At 34.8% G+C, this 21,716-nt stretch carries 17 protein-coding genes; 12 read left to right on the forward strand and 5 right to left on the reverse strand.

The window, feature by feature from the left end; all coding sequences use genetic code 11:
* The first annotated feature begins 89 nt into the window (after nt 1-89).
* Complete coding sequence (locus tag BUA89_RS01975; protein ID WP_072952944.1) at nt 90-2,462, forward strand: choice-of-anchor L domain-containing protein; 2,373 nt, start codon at nt 90-92, stop codon at nt 2,460-2,462.
* A 105-nt stretch (nt 2,463-2,567) separates the two neighbouring features.
* On the opposite strand, the gene rsmA is transcribed toward BUA89_RS01975, so the two are convergent.
* Nucleotides 2,568-3,338, reverse strand: a complete 771-nt coding sequence (gene rsmA, locus BUA89_RS01980; protein ID WP_072952945.1) for a 16S rRNA (adenine(1518)-N(6)/adenine(1519)-N(6))-dimethyltransferase RsmA — start codon at nt 3,336-3,338, stop codon at nt 2,568-2,570.
* A 92-nt stretch (nt 3,339-3,430) separates the two neighbouring features.
* Here rsmA and BUA89_RS01985 point away from each other — a divergent pair, with 92 nt between their 5' ends.
* From BUA89_RS01985 to rluF, 6 genes are all read left to right on the forward strand, one after another.
* Nucleotides 3,431-4,330 (forward strand): cell division protein FtsX, encoded by a 900-nt coding sequence (locus tag BUA89_RS01985; protein ID WP_072952946.1) that lies wholly within the window; start codon nt 3,431-3,433, stop codon nt 4,328-4,330.
* 2 nt (nt 4,331-4,332) lie between these two features.
* Entirely contained in the window at nt 4,333-4,632 is a 300-nt protein-coding gene (locus BUA89_RS01990; RefSeq protein WP_072952947.1) for a DUF3098 domain-containing protein, read from the forward strand.
* Nucleotides 4,633-4,726: 94 nt separating this feature from the next.
* Nucleotides 4,727-5,545 (forward strand): undecaprenyl-diphosphate phosphatase, encoded by an 819-nt coding sequence (locus BUA89_RS01995; protein ID WP_072952948.1) that lies wholly within the window; start codon nt 4,727-4,729, stop codon nt 5,543-5,545.
* A 2-nt stretch (nt 5,546-5,547) separates the two neighbouring features.
* Complete coding sequence (locus BUA89_RS02000; protein ID WP_072952949.1) at nt 5,548-6,318, forward strand: hypothetical protein; 771 nt, start codon at nt 5,548-5,550, stop codon at nt 6,316-6,318.
* Between the two features lie 53 nt (nt 6,319-6,371).
* Nucleotides 6,372-7,073, forward strand: coding sequence for a tRNA pseudouridine(55) synthase TruB (truB, locus tag BUA89_RS02005; protein ID WP_072952950.1), 702 nt, complete (start codon nt 6,372-6,374; stop codon nt 7,071-7,073).
* A 26-nt stretch (nt 7,074-7,099) separates the two neighbouring features.
* Nucleotides 7,100-7,822, forward strand: a complete 723-nt coding sequence (gene rluF / locus BUA89_RS02010; protein ID WP_072952951.1) for a 23S rRNA pseudouridine(2604) synthase RluF — start codon at nt 7,100-7,102, stop codon at nt 7,820-7,822.
* A 76-nt stretch (nt 7,823-7,898) separates the two neighbouring features.
* Here rluF and BUA89_RS02015 read toward each other — a convergent pair whose 3' ends face one another.
* Together BUA89_RS02015 and BUA89_RS02020 are read right to left on the reverse strand one after the other, a co-directional pair.
* A complete protein-coding gene (locus tag BUA89_RS02015) occupies nt 7,899-9,203 on the reverse strand; it encodes a helix-hairpin-helix domain-containing protein (RefSeq protein WP_228420508.1) in 1,305 nt (434 codons plus the stop codon).
* A 127-nt stretch (nt 9,204-9,330) separates the two neighbouring features.
* Nucleotides 9,331-9,675 carry a MerR family transcriptional regulator gene (locus BUA89_RS02020; protein ID WP_072952953.1) on the reverse strand — a complete coding sequence of 115 codons (345 nt, stop codon included), beginning with the start codon at nt 9,673-9,675 and terminating at the stop codon, nt 9,331-9,333.
* 161 nt (nt 9,676-9,836) lie between these two features.
* On the opposite strand from BUA89_RS02020, the gene BUA89_RS02025 reads away from it, so the two are divergent.
* Nucleotides 9,837-10,718: an AraC family transcriptional regulator gene (locus tag BUA89_RS02025; protein WP_072952954.1), complete on the forward strand. Its 882-nt coding sequence runs from the start codon at nt 9,837-9,839 to the stop codon at nt 10,716-10,718.
* Nucleotide 10,719: 1 nt separating this feature from the next.
* On the opposite strand, the gene ccoG is transcribed toward BUA89_RS02025, so the two are convergent.
* Nucleotides 10,720-12,162, reverse strand: a complete 1,443-nt coding sequence (gene ccoG, locus BUA89_RS02030; protein WP_072952955.1) for a cytochrome c oxidase accessory protein CcoG — start codon at nt 12,160-12,162, stop codon at nt 10,720-10,722.
* Nucleotides 12,163-12,424: 262 nt separating this feature from the next.
* Here ccoG and BUA89_RS02035 point away from each other — a divergent pair, with 262 nt between their 5' ends.
* Nucleotides 12,425-13,318 carry an SMP-30/gluconolactonase/LRE family protein gene (locus BUA89_RS02035; protein ID WP_072952956.1) on the forward strand — a complete coding sequence of 298 codons (894 nt, stop codon included), beginning with the start codon at nt 12,425-12,427 and terminating at the stop codon, nt 13,316-13,318.
* 68 nt (nt 13,319-13,386) lie between these two features.
* Here BUA89_RS02035 and BUA89_RS02040 read toward each other — a convergent pair whose 3' ends face one another.
* Complete coding sequence (locus BUA89_RS02040) at nt 13,387-14,694, reverse strand: DEAD/DEAH box helicase (RefSeq protein WP_072952957.1); 1,308 nt, start codon at nt 14,692-14,694, stop codon at nt 13,387-13,389.
* Between the two features lie 273 nt (nt 14,695-14,967).
* Between BUA89_RS02040 and BUA89_RS02045 the strand changes: the two genes are divergently transcribed.
* The 3 genes from BUA89_RS02045 to rpsA all read left to right on the forward strand — a co-directional run bounded on the left by BUA89_RS02045 (nt 14,968) and on the right by rpsA (nt 21,550).
* Nucleotides 14,968-16,962 (forward strand): DNA methyltransferase, encoded by a 1,995-nt coding sequence (locus tag BUA89_RS02045; protein ID WP_072952958.1) that lies wholly within the window; start codon nt 14,968-14,970, stop codon nt 16,960-16,962.
* Nucleotides 16,963-16,967: 5 nt separating this feature from the next.
* Nucleotides 16,968-19,544, forward strand: coding sequence for a DEAD/DEAH box helicase family protein (locus tag BUA89_RS02050; protein ID WP_072952959.1), 2,577 nt, complete (start codon nt 16,968-16,970; stop codon nt 19,542-19,544).
* Nucleotides 19,545-19,753: 209 nt separating this feature from the next.
* Complete coding sequence (rpsA, locus tag BUA89_RS02055; protein WP_072952960.1) at nt 19,754-21,550, forward strand: 30S ribosomal protein S1; 1,797 nt, start codon at nt 19,754-19,756, stop codon at nt 21,548-21,550.
* Nucleotides 21,551-21,716 lie beyond the last annotated feature (166 nt).

Genomic DNA, 21,716 nt, shown 5'->3' on the forward strand with positions numbered 1-21,716 from the left:
TATCTGGAAGCTTTTTTTTGTCCTAAAAAAAATGAAATATATGTGAGATTTATTCAAAAAAAAATTAAATTTGTTGAAACAAAATTATTATGAAGAGATATCTACTAACGTTTTCTTTATTCATAGCCTCCTCGTCGAGTCTCTTTTATTCTCAGACAATTACTCCAAGAAAACCCCAAAAAGAAAAAGCGTCAAGCTTGACAATGAAAGCCGGGGCTTTTATCGATGTAAATGCTGCAGGATATAATCCGTCGAACTATGATCCTTTACAATTGGTGAAAGATGTTCTCATCTCATCTGGAACAAATTCCTGCGTGACACCAAACGTATCGAATGTCCAGGTGACTCCGGCGCTACCAGCTACGAGCCCAAACAGATCTTGGGGATATTTTCACAAAGGCACGACCAATTTCCCTTTTACAGATGGAATCGTTTTGATGACCGGGTATGTAAACAAAGCTGGAAACAACTATATAAGTACTACTCTGGGAGATGCGCTTCAGACGGGAAGTGACCCGGATCTTGTGGCTGCTACCAACCCGTCAGTTAATATCAATGATGCGGTTATTTTGGAGTTCGACTTTGTACCGACATCCAGCCAGGTGAAATTTAATTATTTATTTGCTTCTGAAGAATATACGGGGACTTTCCCTTGTAGTTTTTCTGATGCATTTGCACTTCTTCTAAAACCAACTTCAGGAGGACCTTATGTAAATATGGCCATTGTGCCTGCACCTGGTACAGGACCTGTAAGTGTAACGAATATTCACCCACAAAACAGTTTCAGTGGTTTTGATATGGGATGTGGTGCGCCTAACGCAGCTTTTTTCGGAGGGTACAACACCGCAAATATTGAAACTAACTTTAACGGGAGAACAACACCTTTTACAGCAACAGCAACGGTTACTCCGGGTCAGTCTTATCACTTTAAGATGGTGTTAGGGGATGCATCGGATACAAGTTACGATTCTGCGGTTTTCCTGGAAGGTGGATCCTTTAACATTGGTGTAGAGCTTCAGGATCCGTCCGGAGCCGTTTTACCGGAAGAAATTAACGTTTGTGACAATGTTCCACAGGTGATTACAGCTTCTGTAAGTGACCCTAACATGGCATATCAGTGGTTCTTTAACGGAAATCCAATTCCGGGGGCAACAACCCCTACTGTTACGGCAACACAACCTGGAAACTACGAAATTCAGGTAACTTTCCCTGGAAACCCTTGTCCTGGAAAAGCAAATATTAAAATTAATGGAGGGTTTACTCCGGCAGCAGTTGATGCTTCTTTACTGCTTTGTACAACTCCTGATGTTACCTGGTTTGATTTGACCAATGCCATGCCATCAATCAGTACAACACCAGGGGCAATATTCCATTTTTATGTAAATCAGGCAGATGCTATAGCTCAGAATAATAATTATATTCAGGACATTTTACATTACAATGGAAACGACGGCCAGATCTTATATGTGGTAGTTTCCAACGGAGCGTTCTGTAGCAAGATGGTTAAACTTACTTTGTTAAAAGAAACAACTCCTACAGCTAATGTAGTGGCCTCAAAAATTAAAATATGTCCTGGAGATACTGTAGATTTTACAGCAACAGGAGGGACAACGTATCAGTGGGCGAATTTTTCAGGTACAGGCAATACACAAACTGCAACAGTATACAATACAACAACGTTTTCAGTGTATGCAATAGGGCCAAAAGGATGTAAATCTTTACAGCCTGCAAAAATTACCGTTGAAGTGGTTCCTGAACTCACTTCGCCATTAAGAGATGTTGAAATGTGTCAGGGAGACAGGGTAACTCTGGACGCGGGCGCAGGACCCAACTACACTTATCTGTGGAGTACAGGTGCTATTACAAGAACAATTGACGTAGATCAATGGGGTATCTATACCGTAACGATTAAGAACGGATTCTGCGAAAGAACGTTTACAGCCAAAGTAATGGCGGCGGCGTCTCCGTTTGTTTCAAACTTAGATTACAGCAATAATACTTTAACGATTACGGCGCAGGTTCCGATGATCAATAATATTCCTCAGACGGTTGAGTATTCTGTGGACGGTGGGATTTCTTGGCAGGATTCCAATGTATTTCCAGGTCTTCTGAATAACACGAAATACGATATTCAGGTAAGGACGGTAGGTACACATTGTGTGGGAGCATTAGAATTCTTCACATTGAATATTGCAAACATTATCACTCCGAATCAGGATGGTGTAAACGATACATTGGATCTTACGGCGCTTGGAGGGTTTAATAACTTTACAGGTTCTATCTATGATAGATACGGTTCTGAGATTTTCAGATTCACAAAACAAAGTCCGATCTGGGACGGAACTCTGGTAGGGAAGAGATTGCCAACAGCAACATATTGGTACAAATTCAACTTCCAGTATCCAAAATCGAAAGCAAATATGAGCCAGTCTGGCTGGATCATGCTTAAGAACAGAGAATAATAAGAATAAATAATACAAAAAAATAAAGCCCTTCAAGAAATTGAGGGGCTTTTGGTTTTTATTGATTATTAAAATTAGATAGACTGTATTTACTTTTAAAATCTATTATAAATTTTCTTTCCAAAGCTGAGTGAAAGAAATAAAATCCATTACGCTTAATTCTTCAGCTCTTTTATCCATAAATTCATGTGTCTTCAACGGTTCAGGAATATTTAAAACTTTCAGGGCGTTAGACAATTTCTTCCTTCTTTGATTGAAACCGGCTTTTACGATTTGTTTAAATAAAACCTCATTACCCGTTAAGCCTTCTTTAGGATTTCTGGTAATTCTGATGACTCCTGATTTTACTTTCGGTGGCGGATTAAATACATTTTCATGAACCGTGAACATATACGAAGTATCATAATAAGCCTGGATCAGAACCGACAAAATCCCATAATCTTTTGTTCTCGGTACTGCGGCAGTTCTCTCTGCAACTTCTTTCTGGAACATTCCCACCATCTCAGGAATCAGCTCATAATGATCGATGATCTGAAACAGAATCTGTGAAGAAATATTATAAGGAAAGTTTCCGATGATGGCAATTTGCTCTCCTTTTGTAAACTGGAAATCCTGTTTTAAAAAGTCACCGACAAAAGTCTCTTCAGTTACTTTAGAATAGTTGTTTTTTAGGTATTCAATAGATTCTTTATCAATTTCTGCCAAGTAGATATTCTGGTCTTTTTCCAGAAGGTATTTGGTGAGAACGCCCATTCCGGGACCCACTTCCATTACCTTATTGTAGCCCTCAAAACTAAGACCGTCTACGATTTTTTTTGCGATGTTTTCATCTGTCAGAAAGTGCTGACCAAGATGCTTTTTTGCTTTTACACTCAATGTTTTTTATGATTTTATTAACAGTGATTTTCTCTTTTTCGTTCCCAAATTTCGGAAGATTTTTTCTATTTTAGCCAAAAATTTTAATATTAATGGCTAAATCTGTAGATGAGTTTAATAAGAAAAGGCTTAGGTCTAGCAATATTACAGTAGTAATAAGTATCGCCTTAGTGTTATTTTTGTTAGGATTAATGGGACTTATTTTAATCAATGCCCAAAAATATTCCGACTATATCAAAGAGCAGCTTGTAGTAAATGCTTACTTTGATGAAAATTATGATGCTAAAGATTCTGTAAAAATTGCAAAAATGGAAGCTGAGGTTTTCAAAGAAATTCAGACGTTGGCTCCCGTAAAAAAAGCGACTTATATTACCAGAGAAATGGCATCTAAGGAAGCAAAGAAAAGTATGGGAATCGATGCCGATGCACTTTTCGAAGAAAACATTTTTCCTTCATCTATAGAAATTGCTTTAAAGCCTGAATATGTAGATCCCGCAAAGATCGACGGTGCTATCAAAGCCATTAAAGCTGTTCCTGGAGTTATTGATGTAAAAAATGACAGCACCTTGATGGTGGAAGTTTACAACAATCTGAGCAGAATTCTTAAATGGATCTTAGGCTTTTCCATTTTATTTTTAATCTTAGCGGTTGTATTGATCAATAATTCAATCCGTCTGAAAATATTCTCCAAAAGATTTATCATTAAAACCATGCAGCTGGTAGGGGCAAAGAGAAGATTTATCCTGAAGCCGTTTATCATCGAAGCAGTAATTTTAGGAGCAATAGGCTCTGTAATCGGTCTGTTGGCTTTATTCGGAGTTTGGTATTACTTTACAAGCCAGATCGGTTCTGCATTTGTACAGGATAACAATCAATATTTCTGGCTGGTGCTTTTAGTGCTTGGAGTGGGGATCTTCATTACGGTTTTAAGCACAGTGATTGCAACCTGGAGATTCTTAAGATCAAACGTTGACGACTTATATTACTCTTAAAAATGAGCAAAAAAACAAATAAATTTTCCGCCGATAATTTCGGGAAAGAAACAACCGAAGCTTCACAGGAAAACACTTTTTATTTCGGAAAAGAAAACTTTAAGTGGATGCTTATCGGCCTTGCATGTATTGTTGTAGGTTTCCTTCTGATGATGGGGCCTGATGCCAATACTGTAGACGGTAAGTATGATCCGAATTCCTGGAACGAAGGGATTTTTTCCATCCGCAGAATCAGAATTGCACCGCTGCTTGTTGTAGCAGGTTTTGCCATCGAGGTATATGCGATTTTAAAAAGGAAATAGAAAATACATTTTATTCGAAGATTAAGAAATTCGGAAATTTGGGACCTACGGTTCGGATTTCTAAGTTTCTTAATCTTTTAATTTTAAATAAATTATGGATTTAATCAAGGCAATTATTATTGCTATCATTGAGGGATTAACGGAATATCTTCCAATTTCTTCAACAGCTCATATGGGTTTTACAGCCAATTTAATGGGCTTGGAAGAAACAGAATTTTTAAAAATGTTTCAGGTCTCCATTCAGTTTGGGGCCATTCTTTCTGTGGTAGTTGCTTACTGGAAGAAATTCTTTGATTTGAAAAATCTTCAGTTTTACTTTAAACTGGCTTTTGCAGTGGTTCCGGCCTTGGTTTTGGGATATTTATTTGATGATAAAATCGAAGCCGTTTTAGGAAATCAGATCGCGATTTCATCGGTTTTGGTTCTTGGTGGTGTTGTTTTACTGTTTGCCGACGAATGGTTTAAAAATCCTAAAATCGATGACGAAAAAGGGATTACCGTGAGAAATGCAATCACCATTGGTTTCTGGCAGTGTTTAGCCATGATGCCCGGAACGAGCAGGAGTGCTGCTTCCATTATCGGTGGAATGGCACAGGGATTAACAAGAAAAGCGGCAGCAGAGTTTTCATTCTTTTTGGCAGTTCCGACGATGTTGGCGGTGACAGTTTATTCCGTTTTTGTAAAAACATGGGGTAAGGAAACAGCTAATCCGCAAAAAGGATATGAAATGATCATGTCTTCACAGGATCATATTACGATTTTTATTGTCGGAAATGTTGTGGCATTTATCGTGGCTTTAATTGCTATCAAAGCATTCATTGGTGTTTTAAATAAATATGGTTTCAAGCCATGGGGCTGGTACCGTATTTTCGTAGGAGTAGCTTTGTTGATTTATTTTTATTTCTTTAAATAAAAGTGAAAAAATATTTTATCTTTTTTATTGTATTTTCTGAAATCCTCTTTTCCCAGAATTGGAAAGACAAAGTTTTTGATAATGTTATTCTGATAAAAGATGAAAATGTTTTTCAATCCGGGGAATTAATTTTAATTGATATTCCATTGAAAATAAAGAGTGCAGAAAGTTTGATTTTTTACAACGCTTCTCATATTCCTAACAAATTATTTTTTGACGAAAAAGCTTTTTTGCCGCAGGTTAAAGAATTTATTTTAATTTCTCCTGATACAGAATATTATAAAAATGTAAGAGAATTTGCAAATAGAATAAAGGGCTATGCCGAACCAATAAAAACAGATAAGTTTTATTTTGTTAAAAGAGATGCCGCAAAATGGGACAGTGTTTCATTAAATTCTGAAAATTATCCTATTATAAAATTTAAAAATCTTCAGACCGCAATTCCTGAAAAATCCATTGTATCCTACTATTCTGAATATTTTGGTTCTACATGTTGCCCAAGAGATAAAAAATGGAATTTCTTCACTGAAGATAACAAAAAGTCTTATTTATCTCTTTTGCAGGAACTAAAAAATGAAAATATTATTGTAAAAGAAGTTTACTCTTTTTTACACGGAAAAGAAGGTGAACATTCGTATTTTTATCCTCTTAAAGAACTATCTAACGAACAGAAACTGATTTTTATAAAGAAAAGATCTGAATTTTTAGTGAAAATTCAAAAGGTTACAGAATATTTTTTCCGGAAATTATTGATTATCCAAATCTTGAATTAACAAGTCTGAATCAATAAATAAAATTTAATTATTAAGGCTATTACTTATCATACATGACCGCAGAAGATCTACAATCAGGACATATATTTTTATTAGACAAACCATTGGATTGGACTTCTTTTCAGGCTGTCAATAAAATGAAATACAAGCTCAAAAGAGAGTTTAATTTACCAAAGAAATTCAAAATCGGTCACGCCGGAACATTGGATCCGCGTGCAACAGGACTTTTAATTGTCTGCTGTGGTAAATTCACCAAAAAAATCCCTGAAATTCAGGATGCTCCGAAAGAATACTGGACGGAAATAAAAATCGGGGTACAGACAGAATCTTACGACACAGAAAAGCCTGAAATTTTACACCAGGATATTTCTCATATTACAGAAGAGCAGATTAAAAATGCTTTAGAAAAATTCGTTGGAGAAATCGATCAGACACCGCCTGTTTTTTCAGCCATAAAAATCGACGGGAAAAGAGCATACGATCTGGCAAGAGCAGGAGAGGAGGTTGAAATGAAGTCCAGAAAAACAACGATTCATTATATCAATGAGATGAAGATTGATCTTCCTTTGGTAAGTTTTACGGTGGGATGTTCAAAAGGAACTTATATTCGCAGTCTGGCTCACGATATTGGGCAGGAATTAGGTGTGGGTGCCTATTTAACTCAATTGAGAAGAACAAAGATCGGAGAATACAAAATTGAAGATGCTACTTCAGATTTTTTGGAGAATGATTTTAGATTTGAAATTCAGCAATAAAATTATACAGGTTACGGAGAAGATTAATGGAAAAAACACGTATTAACAAGTATTTGTCAGAAGTTGGTTACTGCTCGAGAAGGGCAGCAGATAAGCTTTTGGAAGAAGGAAGAATAACGATTAACGGAAAAGTTCCGGAAATGGGAACGAAGGTTTCCGATGAAGATGTTATTGAGGTTGACGGAAAACCCATCCGTGAGCCGGAAGAAGATCATGTGTACATCGCATTCAACAAGCCTGTAGGAATTGTTTGTACAACAGATACTAAACGTGAAAAAAATAATATTGTCGATTATATCAATCATCCTAAAAGAATTTTCCCGATCGGAAGGCTTGATAAACCGAGTGAAGGACTAATTCTTTTAACCAGCGACGGCGATATTGTCAACAAAATTTTAAGATCCAGAAACAACCACGGAAAAGAATATATCGTAAGAGTAGATAAACCCATCAATCCAAGGTTTTTGGAAAAGATGCGAAACGGGGTTCCGATTTTAGATACCGTCACAAAAAAATGTGAGGTGGAAAAAATCGATGATATGAATTTCAGAATCGTGCTGACACAGGGATTGAACCGACAGATCCGTAGAATGTGTGAATATCTGGGGTATGAGGTTAAAAAACTGAAACGTATCCGTGTTTTGAATATAAAACTAGATCTTCCCATCGGAAAATGGAGAGATTTAACCGCAGAAGAACTTTCGGATCTGAATAAGCTTTTGGAGGGTTCCAGCAAAACTTTTGATTAATCAAATTAAAGAGTAAAATTGAGATGCTATGGCAAGTCAGCATCTCAATCTACAACTGAAAAACATTATTATACTGCTATTTCAGGTACAGTTTCATTCTTGCCTCGTACTCGGGTTTTACTTTTAATAATTTCCAGATTTTTCTTTCATCTTTTTCGCTTAGCCTATAGAAAATAATTTTTTCTGCAGAATATTTAAAATAAGGATGATTTTTCAGCCATTCTTCCGGAGCTTCAGTTAATGTATATTTTGGAACATTGGAAGTATTAAGCTGGGCAATAGAAAGCAGTTTTTGCATTAATTCTACATCAATATTATAAGTGGTTAAGATCTGTTCTTTAGTTACAAATCCGCCCAATTTCTTTCTGAATCCTACCATGGAACCCGCCGCTCTTTCATCAAATCCAAATTCTATGAGCTGTTTAAAAGTAATTGTATTCAGATCTGTTTTTGAAAAATCTGTTTTTTCCTGTTGTTTAATTTCGGCTTTCTGATTTTGGCTACTGTTAATAGTTGCCGGATTCAGTTTGATAAATGGCTTCATTTCCTCAAATTTTTCCGCAGAAATCATATAACATTTCTGAATATCTTCAAGGTTTTTAAAGCTTCCTTTTAAATTCCGGTCACGGTAATTTATGATATTTTGCGCCTGTTTTTCTGAAAAGCCAAAAGATTTCCAGTCCTCAAGCCCAAAAGTATTGGGATCGAAAGTGTGATATTGAATTTTAGTTTTTTCAGATTTAAAATTCTTAGCATAGCTGTTGAAGTTCGCAGGTGTTTTGTCAGGCAAAATTAAATAAGGCGCTAGTTTCTGATAGTTTTCTTCACTGATCATAAAGCATTCCCTGAATTTTTCCTTGCTTACAAAACTTCCGCCCAGAAATTTTTTATAGTTTAAAATAGCTTCGGCCTGTCCTTTACTGAATCCCATTTCCATCCAATCATTAACAGTATAATGATCCGGATTAAATCTTCCGGAAACGGTAATTGATCTTTTTTTGAAATCCTTATATCGGGAAGGTTTTGCCTCTTTATTGCTCTCAGGAAGCAAAATATAAGGCGCTAGTTCACTGAATTTTTCTTTAGAAACAGCAAAACACTTTTTGAATTGTTCTTTGGAAATAAACTGCCCGCCGACCACCTTTTTATAGTTAAGGATCGTTGCAATCTCTTTCTCCGTGAAACCTAAGCTTTGCCATTGTTTCTGGTCGAGTTCGTTCGGATCAAATTCTGTAAGATGTAAAGGGATTGAATGAGGTGTTAAAAATTTTACATCAGAAAAATCTTCTTTTTCCTTGCTGGTGTACTGCTGAAAGGTAAAAAGAATAATGAGAAGCATTCCCAGGAATGCCATTTTTTGGTAGTAATTGTTTTTCATCATTGTAAACTTAATAATTTTATTAAGTATTAGCAATAAGTGTGTTACGATTGTGTTATTTTATGATATAAAAACAGATATATTGATTAAAGAAATCAACAAGAGCATCAATTATGGCGAATTATTTCAACTATTCCGAATCTTTTTCCGCTAAAGAATCTTTCAGTTTCAGCAGTTCAGCCTTCACAAATTCCAGTCTGTCGATTAAAGTAATGGTTTCTGAGATCTTGCTGTTGGTAGTCAGTGCAATTTTGGCTCCGTCTAAGGTGTATCCTTTTTCTTTTACCAAATGATAGATAATCTGAAGATTTTTAATGTCTTCCGGAGTGAAATATCGGTTGCCCTTTTTGTTCTTTTTAGGCTTGATGATAGGGAATTCTTGTTCCCAATAGCGTATTAATGAAGTGTTTACATCAAATGCTTTGGCCACTTCTCCTATAGAATAATACAGCTTATCGGGTAAATTTATCTTCATGTTAAGAATCCTAATCCTCAAAGATAAATATTTTTTAAATTTCATCAAAAATACAGCGCGTAAAAAGTTGATTTTTACTCGATAAATTGGGAAAAATATAAGTTGTATACAGTGAAATATTCTGGTTGTTTTATTATTTTTGATTTAAAATAAAAAATCCGATGGATTCTATTTCCGTACTTAACATTGATCTTTTTCAGAAGGGTAAAAATACCTCGGATTTTTATTTCAGTACAGTTCAGAATCATTTGATTGTCGGGCATCGGCATCTTGAAAAAGCCCACCGTCACGACTTTTATGCCACGATTCTTTTCACAAAAGGAAGCGGTATTCATGAGATCGATTTTCAGAAGTACGACGTATCGCCCGGAAGCTTATTTTTCATGTCTCCCGGACAAATTCACAGTTGGGAACTTTCGGATGATATCGAAGGATATCTTTTCTTTTGCCTGCAGGATTTTTATGAAATGCATTATGTGAACCAGAAACTGAGAAATTTCCCTTTTTTCGGGTCGGTCAACTTTCCAAGAAAATTACAGTTAAATGAAGCTGAATTAAAGAAAAATGTTCATTTAATGTTAGAATTACAGGAAGAGTATCAGGCTCAAAATAGTATGAGAAACGGTTTGATGCTTTCCTTGATGTCACAGATTTTTATTCATTCGACAAGGCAGTTTTCCAGAGATTTTGATAATCTGGCTTCTTCGACGAGCCTTTCTTATTTTAAACATTATCAGGAATTTGAAAATTTGGTAGAAGAACATTTTACGAAAGAAAAGTCTATTGCCTTTTATGCGGATTTAATGAATATTTCCTCAAAACATTTAAACCGTATTACCCAAACTGTCGTTCATAAAACCGCAACCGATGTAATCACAGAAAGGGTGATTTTGGAAGCCAAAAGAATGTTAATGTACCTGGATGAAAGTCTGGTAGAGATTGCCTTCCGATTGGGGTATGAAGAGTATTCCTATTTTGTGAGAGTCTTCCGGAAAACTTCCGGCACGACTCCCACGCAATTTATCAAATTATATAAATCTTAATTTAGAAAGCCAATTGAAATGGACCTTCAAAGATAGTTTCAAAAGAGTCTACCAGAGTTCCTTGGTCGTCGAAAACTCCGATGGTTATATTTTGTTTTGAAAATTTAATTTCTTTTTCAGGAAAAGTAATGTTGATGTTTCCCTTCAGAATCTGATCTCCTTTAAGAATGATTTTGTCTGAGCCGAAGAAATTTATTTCTGCATTTTGAGGGTTGATAACTTTTATGGTTAATTTTTTCTGTTGATTTGATTTGTTTAAAAGAGTGTAAATAAAAGTATTTGTTATTTTCCCGTTTTTGATGAAAAATGTTGATCCGGCAGGCTTAATAAATTTTGCTTCCATAGAGCCTCTATCGTACATTAAAAATCCAAGAAAGCCGATCAGTAAAGCTAAAAAGAGAGTAGTAACCTTCATTCTTGAAGTGAATCTGAATTTCTCCTGATTTTCAATTTCCGCTTCGGTGGCGTATCGGATTAAGCCTTTTGGAAGGCCTACTTTTTCCATGACTTCATCACAGGCATCAATACAGGCTGTACAGTTCACGCACTCCAATTGCTGGCCGTTTCTGATGTCAATTCCTGTCGGGCAAACGACCACACATTGGTGACAGTCGATACAATCGCCTTTACCAGCTGCTTTTCGGTCTTCGTTATTTCGCCATTTGGAACGGTTTTCCCCTCTTTTAAAATCATAATAAACATTGATGGTCTGTTTGTCAATTAAAACACCCTGAAGTCTTCCATACGGGCACACGAGCGTACAGACCTGCTCACGAAGCCAGGCGAAAGTAAAGTAGAACATGATGGCAAAACCGATCATCCCTAAGAATTTCAGAGAATGATCAACCGGACCTTCTGTAATTATTTTAAAAACTTCTTCATACCCAACAATATACATGAACATGAAATTCATTATAATGACTGAAATTAATACAAAAACTAACCATTTTGTTAATCTTTTTATGATTTTTTCTGAATTCCATTCCTGACGGTCGAGTTTCATTTGTTTGTTCCGGTCACCTTCAATTAAATATTCAATTTTCCGGAAAACACTTTCCATAAATATGGTTTGCGGACAAAGCCAGCCACAGAAAATCCTTCCGAAAACTACGGTAAAAAGCATCACAAAAATAACGGATGTAACAGCTCCCAAAGCTAAAATGAAAAAATCCTGCAAATAAAATGGCTGCCCGAAAATGAAAAATTTCCTGTCGATAACATTAAACAGTAAAAGAGGATTGTTATTGATTTTTATGAAAGGCAAACCGAAAAATAACGCCAGTAAAAGATAACTTACGTAATTTCTGTAATTGGTGTATCTTCCCTTTGGTTTTCGGGGGTAGACCCATTTCCTTTTTCCGGTTTCATCCATCGTTCCCACAGAATTTCTGAAGTCTTCATAATCGATTTCCGGAGCCTGAAAATTGCTGGATTGTGTGCTCATCGTCTTAGAGTTTTGATTGAAAATAATATGAGAAATAATCTTAATTTGAATAAATTCTCATTTTTAAATTTTAGAGTTGAAAATGATTTGTGATTTTTACTCACGCAAAGCTCTGAAATAATGAACTTCATTACTAATATGATCTACTTCTTAAATAGTACAATTCAGACATTTTTTAAATTAAATCATTACATCAAAATGAGAAAATAGTTTTTTGAATCTTCTCCGGCAAGTCGTAAATTGTGCACTTAAATAATGGAGTATGAAAAATATCTGGAAAGCAAGCTATATTGGTTTGGTTTTAGTATTACTGAACTGTAAATCAGTAAATAGTAACAATATGTTTTATGATGAAATAAAACCGGAAAAAATTTCGGATCAGTTCAGTTTTACGGAAGGTCCGTCTTCGGATAAGGAGGGAAACGTTTATTTTACCGATCAGCCCAACGATAAAATTTATATTTGGGATTGGAAAACGAATAAAATCACTGAGTTTTTGAACAAGACAGGCAGAGCGAATGGGACGCATTTTGATAAAGACGATAATCTAATTACCTGCTCAGATGATAACGGAGAAATCTGGAAAATCTCAAAAGATAAGAAAGTTCAGGTTTTGCTAAAAGATTTCGAAGGAAAGAGATTAAACGGTCCCAATGATGTCTGGAACGATCAATTTGGAGGAATGTATTTCACGGATCCACTGTATGAGAGAGATTACTGGGTTAATTTTAAACAGGAAATCCCTAATAAAAGCTTGTATTACAGAAATAAAGAAGGACAAGTTTCTAAATTAGAAACTTTCACTCAGCCAAACGGAATTGTAGGAAGTGAAAAATTTAAAAAATTATATGTTTCAGATATTGATGCCGGAAAAACTTACGTTTACGACATTCTTGGCGAAGGAAAATTGTCTGAAAAGAAGCTTTTCTGTGAAATGGGTTCAGACGGGATGACATTGGATAAACACGGAAATCTGTATTTAACAGGAAAAGGAGTTCATGTTTTTAATCGTGACGGAAAGAAAATTTATCATATCCCGATTGATGAAGAATGGACATCCAATGTAACTTTCGGGGGCGAAAATAATGATGTTTTATTCATTACCGCTTCAAAATCGGTGTATACTTTACCGACAAAAGTGAAAGGTGTGAAATAATTTGAGGTTGAGATTAAGGCTAAGATAAAAAGACAACATTTATCTAAACCTTAATCTCAACCTTAACCTTAATAAGCTATTTCCATTTTCACCTTCTTGCCTTTCAATTTTTCATTAGCCAATTTTTTCAGGACAGAATTCACTTTATTCCTTGAAACAGCAACATACGAAGTGGTGTCTTTTACTTCAATCAAACCAAGTTCTTCTTTCTGAAGTTCTCCTTTTTTAAGCAAATATCCCACTATATCCACTTTATTCACCTTATCTTTTTTTCCGGCACTGATGTAAATAGTCTGGAAAGGCGTTTTCTCCGGAACTTTATTGAATCCCACAACACTCTCTTCCGGCGTATTGTTTTTAATGAAAGGGAAATTTTCTTCCTCAGTCATAATTAAATAGGCAAAACCTTTGGCATTCATTCTTGCGGTACGGCCGTTTCTGTGGATGAAGGCATCTTCTTTCGGAGGTAACTGATAATGTACGATCGATTCAACTTCCGGAACATCCAAACCTCTGGCCGCCAAATCGGTTGTAATTAAAATTCTCGCAGAATCATTTCTGAATTTCAGTAAAGCACGTTCTCTTTCGTCCTGTTCCATCCCCCCATGGAAGGTTTCTCTGTCGATTCCTTTTTGGCGAAGAAGTTCGGAGATTCTGTCTACCGCTTCTCTGTGGTTGCAGAAAATCAGTGTTCTTTTGTTTCCGATTTTACAGATTAAATTAAATAAAGTATCCAGTTTTTCCTCAGAAATCGTCATTACTTTTTTTAACTGAATATCAGGTTTTGCCTCATTTAATTTTAAAAAGTTGATGATTTTTTCATTTTGTAATCCTGTAAACTTTGGAATTTCATCCATTGCCGTTGCGGAAGTTAAAATTCTTTGAGAAAGCCCTTTTAATGAGTTGGAGATAAATTCCATATCATCATGAAAACCTAATTCTAAAGCTTTGTCAAATTCATCCAAAACCAAGGTCTGAATCGTTTTAGGATCAAAATTATTGTTTCTTAAATGATAAACAACTCTTCCGGGAGTTCCGATCAAGACTGCCGGAGCTTCAATTAAATTATTAACCTCAATCTTTTTATCGTGACCTCCATAGCAAACAGAAACCTTAAAATCTGTTCCCATTGATTTGAAAACCTGCTCAATTTGTAATGCCAATTCTCTTGCGGGAACCAAAATCAACGTCTGAATTCCTGAAACATTTTTCTTTAAATTTCTAAGAACCGGAAATAAAAAAGCCAGCGTTTTCCCCGAACCGGTGGGAGAGAGCAGAATAACGTCCTGTTGATTTTCTGTCGCTTTATAGGTCGATTGCTGCATCTGATTCATCTCCTGAATCTGCAGTTTTTGGTAGATTGATTGTAGTTCCATGGTGCAAAGGTAAGGAAATAGTAATGGGTGTTGGATGATTATTGATGGTTGGAGGTAGAATGTTTTGTTTGTTATTACGAATGAATGAAGAATCTCAATTCATTATCCTATTTATCTTTAATTTATTTGGATTATGGATTCCCGTAATTATTTTTTGTTTCTCAATTCTATTTTTGATACATAAAAATTTTTAACCGGAAAAAGAAAGAATTCGAAAAAATATCAACATTTAAAAGTTTTTGTTGATTCTTTCTTTTTTTAAAAACGAATACCATGAAACTATACCAAACCCTCGAAAATCAAATTAAAAAAGAACCTAATTATGTTTCCGATAACGGAGAAGTTAAAAAATGGGTTGTCCTGAACAAAGCGCAAAATTTAGATGAAGAATTAATTTCTTTGTTATTGGATGATTCCGATCTAAAAGAAAAATTTTTCGTGAAAGTAAAAGATGTTTTGGTCTTTAAGCAAAGTCTTTTTATCCAGTTTTTGGAGCAGAAGAATTATCTCAATGACAGTTATACCCAATTTAAAAACAAAGTAGGATTAACAATTGATGATAAATATTTGAAACAGCGTAATGAAGTTGCATTGGTTTGGCCATTTAAAGACTGTGTTCTGGAAGGCGGACAAAGTAGGGAAGAAGATAAAAGAGAAGAGATTTTCTTTAACGAAACCCTCGCACAGGATGAAATTACCGAATTGTTTGATCCCAAAGTTCTAACTAATGCTAAACAATTTGATGAAGATGGTGAAAAAGATTTTGATCAATTCAATCGAAATGAAAACGGAACCATTACCGATAATCTTATCATTAAAGGAAATAATCTTTTGGCATTACATTCTTTGAAAAAAGAGTTTGCAGGGAAGGTGAAGTTGATTTATATAGATCCGCCTTATAATACTGGTAATGACGGTTTTAAATATAATGATAGATTTAATCATTCTACTTGGTTGACTTTTGTTAAGAACAGGCTGGAAATTGCTAAAAGTTTACTAAGGGAGGATGGGGTTATTCTTGTACAATGTGATCATCATGAAATGGGATATTTGAACGTTCTTTTAGATGAAGTTTTTGGAAATGTAAATAAAATACAACAAATAGCTGTAAAAGTAGCTTCTGCATCAGGATTTAAAGCAGTTAATCCGGGACCAATTGATGTACTTGAGAATATTCTTTTTTACTCAAAAAATAAAAAAGCTGTAAAGTTTAAAAAAAATTATGTTGTCACAGGTTATCATAAAAATTATAACCAATACTTAGATAATACCGATTCAGAGGTTGAAAATTGGAAGTTAATTCCACTTAAAGAAAAAGTTATTAAGGAAAATGGCTATGAAAATGAAAAGGAGTTAAAAAGTAAATTGGGGAAGAATTATTTATTATCCTTACAGCAGATGATAGAGGATTATGCATATAAGAATGCTAATAATATTGTAAGTTTAAGAGATTTACATAAACCTACGCAACAGATAAAAAGTTTACAAGATAAATCCAAAAATGATAGAAATCAGATATTTGTTTATGATAAACAAGATGGTGACAAAACTTATATTATAAATGGAGGAGCGCTAGCTTTTTATTCTTCAAAAATTAAGGAAATTGATGGAGAAAAGAAAGTTACAGAGTTATTAACTAATTTTTGGAACCATATTTCTTGGGCAGGTATTGCAAACGAAGGTGGAGTTAAATTAAAAAATGGCAAAAAACCTGAAAAACTTCTCAAACAGATATTGGAGCTTAACACAGAAGAAAATGATATTGTTTTAGATTATCATCTTGGAAGTGGAACAACAGCAGCAGTAGCACATAAAATGAACAGGCAATACATTGGAATTGAACAATTAAACTATGGTGAAAATGATAGCGTTGTTCGATTACAAAATGTAACTCAAGGTGATAAAACAGGCATTTCGAAATCCGTCAACTGGCAAGGCGGCGGCTCATTCATCTACCTTGAACTCAAAAAATACAACCAAACTTTCATTGAAAAAATAGAAGCGGCAGAAGATTCAACAATACTTCTTCAAATTTGGGAAGAAATGAAAGACAAATCCTTCCTTAATTATAATGTTGATATTCAGAAACAGGAGAAGCATCTGGAGGATTTTAAATTGTTAAGGTTAAAAGATCAGAAACAACATCTTTGTGAATTACTGGATAAAAACCAGCTATACGTCAATCTCTCTTCTTTGAATGATGAAAACTTCAAATGTACTGAAGAAGAGCACAAAGTTACCAAAGCATTTTATCAACTTAAAAACTAAAACAGATGGAATTTTTACATGAAATATTTAATAATCCATTTGCGAAGAAGGCTTTGTCTCAGGTTGTTTTGCCTAATGGAATGACGGATAATCTGAAATTTGGGATTCGTTCTTATCAACAAGAGGCGTTTAAACGTTTTTTATATACTGAACAGGAAAACTTCGACGGAAAACCTAACAAACCGCTCCATCTTCTTTATAATATGGCGACGGGAAGCGGGAAAACGCTTGTGATGGGCGGTTTAATGCTTCATCTTTATGAGAAAGGATACCGTAATTTTTTATTTTTTGTGAACAGCAATAATATCATTCAGAAAACGAAGGATAATTTTCTTAATTCGCAGACATCCAAATATTTGTTCAATGATAAAATTGTAATCAACGGAAAAGAGGTTTTTCTTAAACAGATTGAAAATTTTGATGAATCCGATCATGAGAATATCAATATTAAATTTACCACGATTCAACAGCTTCATACAGATTTAAATAATACAAGGGAAAATAGTGTTACTTACGAAGATTTTAAAGATAAAAAACTGGTGCTGATTGCCGACGAAGCCCATCATTTAAGCAGCGGAACAAAAAGCGGGAACCTGTTTGGAAGCTGGGAGGAAACCGTTTTGGAAATTCTTCATCAGAATTACGAAAATATCCTACTGGAATTTACGGCAACTTTGGATTACGAAAGCCGTGAAATCGTCAATAAATATAAAAATAAGGTGATCTATAAGTATGACCTAGCGGAATTCAGAAAGGATAAATTTTCCAAAGAAATCAATCTCGTCCGTTCGATGTATGATGAGAAAGAAAGGATTATTCAGGCATTGATCCTCAATTTGTATCGTCAGGAACTGGCAGCAATTCATCATATTAACTTGAAGCCGGTTATTCTATTTAAAGCTAAAAAGACGATCAAAGAGTCGGAAGAGAATAAAGCAAATTTTCATCAATTGATTGAAGATTTTTCTGAAGCAATGGTCGAAAAAATTAAAAAAACATCTACGGTTGCAGTTGTTCAGAAAGCTTTTCAGTTTTTCGAATCCAGATATATTTCTGAAAACGATATTGTAAAAAGAATTCAGGCCAATTTTAAAGAAGAGAATTGTTTGAGTGCAAATAATGATGCAGAAGCCGAGAAAAACCAGATTTTACTGAATACTTTGGAAGATGAAAACAACCCGATTCGCGCCATATTTGCGGTTCAGAAACTGAATGAAGGCTGGGATGTTCTGAACTTATTTGATATTGTAAGACTGTATGAAGATCGCGACGGAAAAGATGGAAAGCCGGGAAAAACTACACTTTCGGAAGCTCAGCTAATCGGTCGTGGCGCGAGATATTATCCTTTTGCATTGGAGCATAGTGATGATAAGTTTGTCCGAAAATACGATGACGATATTTTAAATGATCTGAAAATTCTGGAAGAACTTTATTATCATACCAAAGAAGACAGCCGCTATATTTCCGAGCTGAAAAAAGCATTGGTAGAATCCGGAATTTATGAAGATGAGGCCAATCTTGAAACCAAGCAGTTAAAATTAAAACAAACATTCAAAGCGTCGGAATTGTATAAAAAAGGAGTTGTTTTTTCAAATAAAAAAGTGCCGAAGAGTTTTGATAATATTAAGTCTTTTAAAGATCTGGGAGTTACTAAAACCAATTTTCGTTACCAACTTTCTTCAGGTAATGGAAAAGCATCCAGTGTATTTTCTGAAACAGAGAAAAATGCTTCCTTTGATGAGAATCTGAAGTCACAAGATGTTAAAGTTAAAAATATTCAGAAGCATATTGTAAGATATGCCTTGAGCCGAAATCCGTTTTATTATTTTAATAATTTATCTCATTATTTCCCGAATCTTTCATCACATTTAGAGTTTATTGAAAGTGAAAAATATTTAGGCAAATTAGAAATAACATTTCAGGGAAACGAAAGCCGTCTTCAGGAAATTTCAAACTTTGATATTCTTCAGGCGTTAAATGGACTTTTACAAAATATAAAAGCGGATATCAAAAATAATTCGACCGAATTTGAAGGGTCAGAATATTATCCGCAGCCCATTCATCAAGTTTTCAAAGATAAAGAAATCAGGGTAGATAAAAATAGTGAAAGAGCAAAAAGCCAATCGGAGACGAGTGATGAGTTTAAAGTTAATTTAGATAAAGAAGAATGGTTTTCTTTCAATGATAATTTCGGCACGATTGAAGAAAAGGCTTTTGTTGCTTTATTTGCGAGACGATTTAAAGGTTTTAGTCATAAGTTTGAAAATATTCATGTCATACGTAACGAAAGGGAAGTTAAAATTTTTGACCAATATGGCCGTGCCTTTGAACCTGACTTTTTACTGTTTTGTAGCGAAAGAGCCAATAAGCATTTGACTTTTCAAGTGTTTATAGAACCTAAAGGAAAGCATTTAATTGGCTACGACAAATGGAAGGAAGATTTTTTGAAAATAATAGGAGATGAAAAAAAATCGATCAAAATTTATACAGATACATACAAAATTACAGCCGTACCATTTTATAATTATGGAAATGAAAATGAGTTTAGCAGAGCTTTAGATGAAACTTTCATAGACGGATAATATTTTTAATTATTAATAATCAGTAATTTATAGTTAGTTTGAGTACTTTTAGGATTATTGTTTATCTCAAATAAAATTCATATCTTTGCACCCACTTTTGTGGCGAGAAGGTTTGATGAGTAAATTACTTATAATTAATTACTTCCGTATTTTTCAATTCACATTTATTCAAACCGTTGGAAAAGAAGGAATACAAATTTTATTAGAAAATGTCAAAAGAGACAAATTCAGCAGAGGTTTTATTAAACCAAAACGTAGCACCAGAACAATTTGATTGGGATTCTTTCGAATCAGGTCTTGATGCAGATGCGAGAAAAGAAAAAAGCGATTTAGAAGAAATCTACAACGGATCTTTGAACAACCTAAGCGATAACGACGTTTTAGTTGGTAAAGTTGTTAGATTAACTGACAAAGAAGCTATCGTAGACATCAACTTCAAATCTGAAGGTGTTATTTCTCTTAACGAATTCCGTTACAACCAAGGCCTTAGTGTAGGTGACGAGGTTGAAGTAATGGTAGACAGAAGAGAAGACAAAACAGGTCAGTTACAATTATCTCACAGAAAAGCTAGAACGCTTAAAGCTTGGGATAAAGTAAATGAGCTACACGAAACTGGAGAAATCGTTAACGGTTTTGTGAAGTCTAGAACTAAAGGAGGTATGATCGTTGACGTACACGGAATCGAAGCATTCTTACCAGGTTCTCAAATTGACGTTAAGCCAATTAAAGATTATGATCAGTTCGTAGGTAAAACTATGGAGTTCAAAGTTGTGAAAATCAACCCTGAGTTCAAAAACGTAGTAGTATCTCACAAAGCATTGATCGAAGCAGATATCGAAGGTCAGAAAAAAGAAATCATCGCTCAGTTAGAAAAAGGACAAGTTCTTGAAGGTACTGTTAAGAATATTACTTCTTACGGTGTATTCATCGACCTTGGAGGTGTTGATGGATTGATCCACATTACAGACCTTTCTTGGTCTAGAGTGAACCACCCATCTGAAATCCTTGAGGACGGACAGACTGTAAAAGTTGTTATCCTTGACTTTGACGATGAGAAAACAAGAATCCAATTGGGTATGAAGCAATTAGAAGCTCATCCTTGGGATGCTCTTTCTGCTGACTTGAAAGTAGGTGACAAAGTAAAAGGAAAAGTAGTAGTTCTTGCTGACTATGGTGCATTCGTAGAAATCGCTCCAGGTGTAGAAGGATTGATCCACGTTTCTGAAATGTCTTGGTCTACTCACTTGAGATCTGCAGGTGACTTTGTAAAAGTAGGTGATGAGGTTGAAGCTGAAGTACTTACTTTAGACAGAGAAGACAGAAAAATTTCTTTGGGTATCAAGCAATTAAGCAAAGATCCATGGGAAAATATCGAAGCTAAGTATCCGGTAGGATCTAAGCATGTAGGAACTGTAAGAAACTTCACAAACTTTGGTGTATTCGTAGAGTTAGAAGAAGGTATCGACGGATTAATCTACATCTCTGATCTTTCTTGGACTAAGAAAATCAAGCACCCATCTGAGTTCTGTGCAGTTGGTGACAAATTAGATGTTGTTGTTCTTGAACTAGACATCCAAGCTAGAAGATTATCTCTAGGTCACAAACAATTGACTGACAATCCTTGGGATGCATTCGAAACTAAATATGCTGAAGGAACTGTACATACAGGAACTGCTGTAGAAGTTCACGATAAAGGAGCTTCTGTACAATTCGAAGATGCTGAAGTTGAAGCATTCTGCCCATCAAGATTATTAGAGAAAGAAGACGGATCTAAAATCAAGAAAGGTGAAACTGCTGAATTCAAAGTAATTGAATTCAATAAAGAATTCAAGAGAGTAGTTGTTTCTCACACAGGGATCTTCAGAGACGAAGAGAAGAAAAATGCAAGAGAAGCTTCTAACAACAGATCTAACAATGTGTCTACTTCTTCAAACGAAGAAAGATCTACTTTAGGAGATATCGATGCATTAGCAGAATTGAAAAGAAAGATGGAAGAAGGTAAATAATCCTGAATTCACTTTATAATATTGAGCCACTCGTCTTGAGTGGCTTTTTTGTTTAATCTAATGCACTTAAACAAAAAATCACTAAATAAAATATTCTTTAAATCTGGTAAATTATTCTAGGTTCAATAAAGTAGAATTATCTTTAAATTATTTTAAATAAATCATT

It is taken from the genome of Chryseobacterium arachidis (assembly GCF_900129245.1).
In the GTDB taxonomy this organism is placed as follows: domain Bacteria; phylum Bacteroidota; class Bacteroidia; order Flavobacteriales; family Weeksellaceae; genus Chryseobacterium; species Chryseobacterium arachidis.

What these genes read in the sequence shown, in the direction of transcription:
- BUA89_RS01975 (WP_072952944.1), top strand. Translation starts at nt 90, where the DNA reads ATGAAGAGATATCTACTAACGTTTTCTTTATTCATAGCCTCCTCGTCG.
- BUA89_RS01985 (WP_072952946.1), top strand. Translation starts at nt 3,431, where the DNA reads ATGGCTAAATCTGTAGATGAGTTTAATAAGAAAAGGCTTAGGTCTAGC.
- BUA89_RS01990 (WP_072952947.1), top strand. Translation starts at nt 4,333, where the DNA reads ATGAGCAAAAAAACAAATAAATTTTCCGCCGATAATTTCGGGAAAGAA.
- BUA89_RS01995 (WP_072952948.1), top strand. Translation starts at nt 4,727, where the DNA reads ATGGATTTAATCAAGGCAATTATTATTGCTATCATTGAGGGATTAACG.
- truB (WP_072952950.1), top strand. Translation starts at nt 6,372, where the DNA reads ATGACCGCAGAAGATCTACAATCAGGACATATATTTTTATTAGACAAA.
- rluF (WP_072952951.1), top strand. Translation starts at nt 7,100, where the DNA reads ATGGAAAAAACACGTATTAACAAGTATTTGTCAGAAGTTGGTTACTGC.
- BUA89_RS02015 (WP_228420508.1), bottom strand. Translation starts at nt 9,203, where the DNA reads ATGATGAAAAACAATTACTACCAAAAAATGGCATTCCTGGGAATGCTT.
- BUA89_RS02020 (WP_072952953.1), bottom strand. Translation starts at nt 9,675, where the DNA reads ATGAAGATAAATTTACCCGATAAGCTGTATTATTCTATAGGAGAAGTG.
- BUA89_RS02025 (WP_072952954.1), top strand. Translation starts at nt 9,837, where the DNA reads ATGGATTCTATTTCCGTACTTAACATTGATCTTTTTCAGAAGGGTAAA.
- ccoG (WP_072952955.1), bottom strand. Translation starts at nt 12,162, where the DNA reads ATGAGCACACAATCCAGCAATTTTCAGGCTCCGGAAATCGATTATGAA.
- BUA89_RS02035 (WP_072952956.1), top strand. Translation starts at nt 12,425, where the DNA reads ATGAAAAATATCTGGAAAGCAAGCTATATTGGTTTGGTTTTAGTATTA.
- BUA89_RS02040 (WP_072952957.1), bottom strand. Translation starts at nt 14,694, where the DNA reads ATGGAACTACAATCAATCTACCAAAAACTGCAGATTCAGGAGATGAAT.
- BUA89_RS02045 (WP_072952958.1), top strand. Translation starts at nt 14,968, where the DNA reads ATGAAACTATACCAAACCCTCGAAAATCAAATTAAAAAAGAACCTAAT.
- BUA89_RS02050 (WP_072952959.1), top strand. Translation starts at nt 16,968, where the DNA reads ATGGAATTTTTACATGAAATATTTAATAATCCATTTGCGAAGAAGGCT.
- rpsA (WP_072952960.1), top strand. Translation starts at nt 19,754, where the DNA reads ATGTCAAAAGAGACAAATTCAGCAGAGGTTTTATTAAACCAAAACGTA.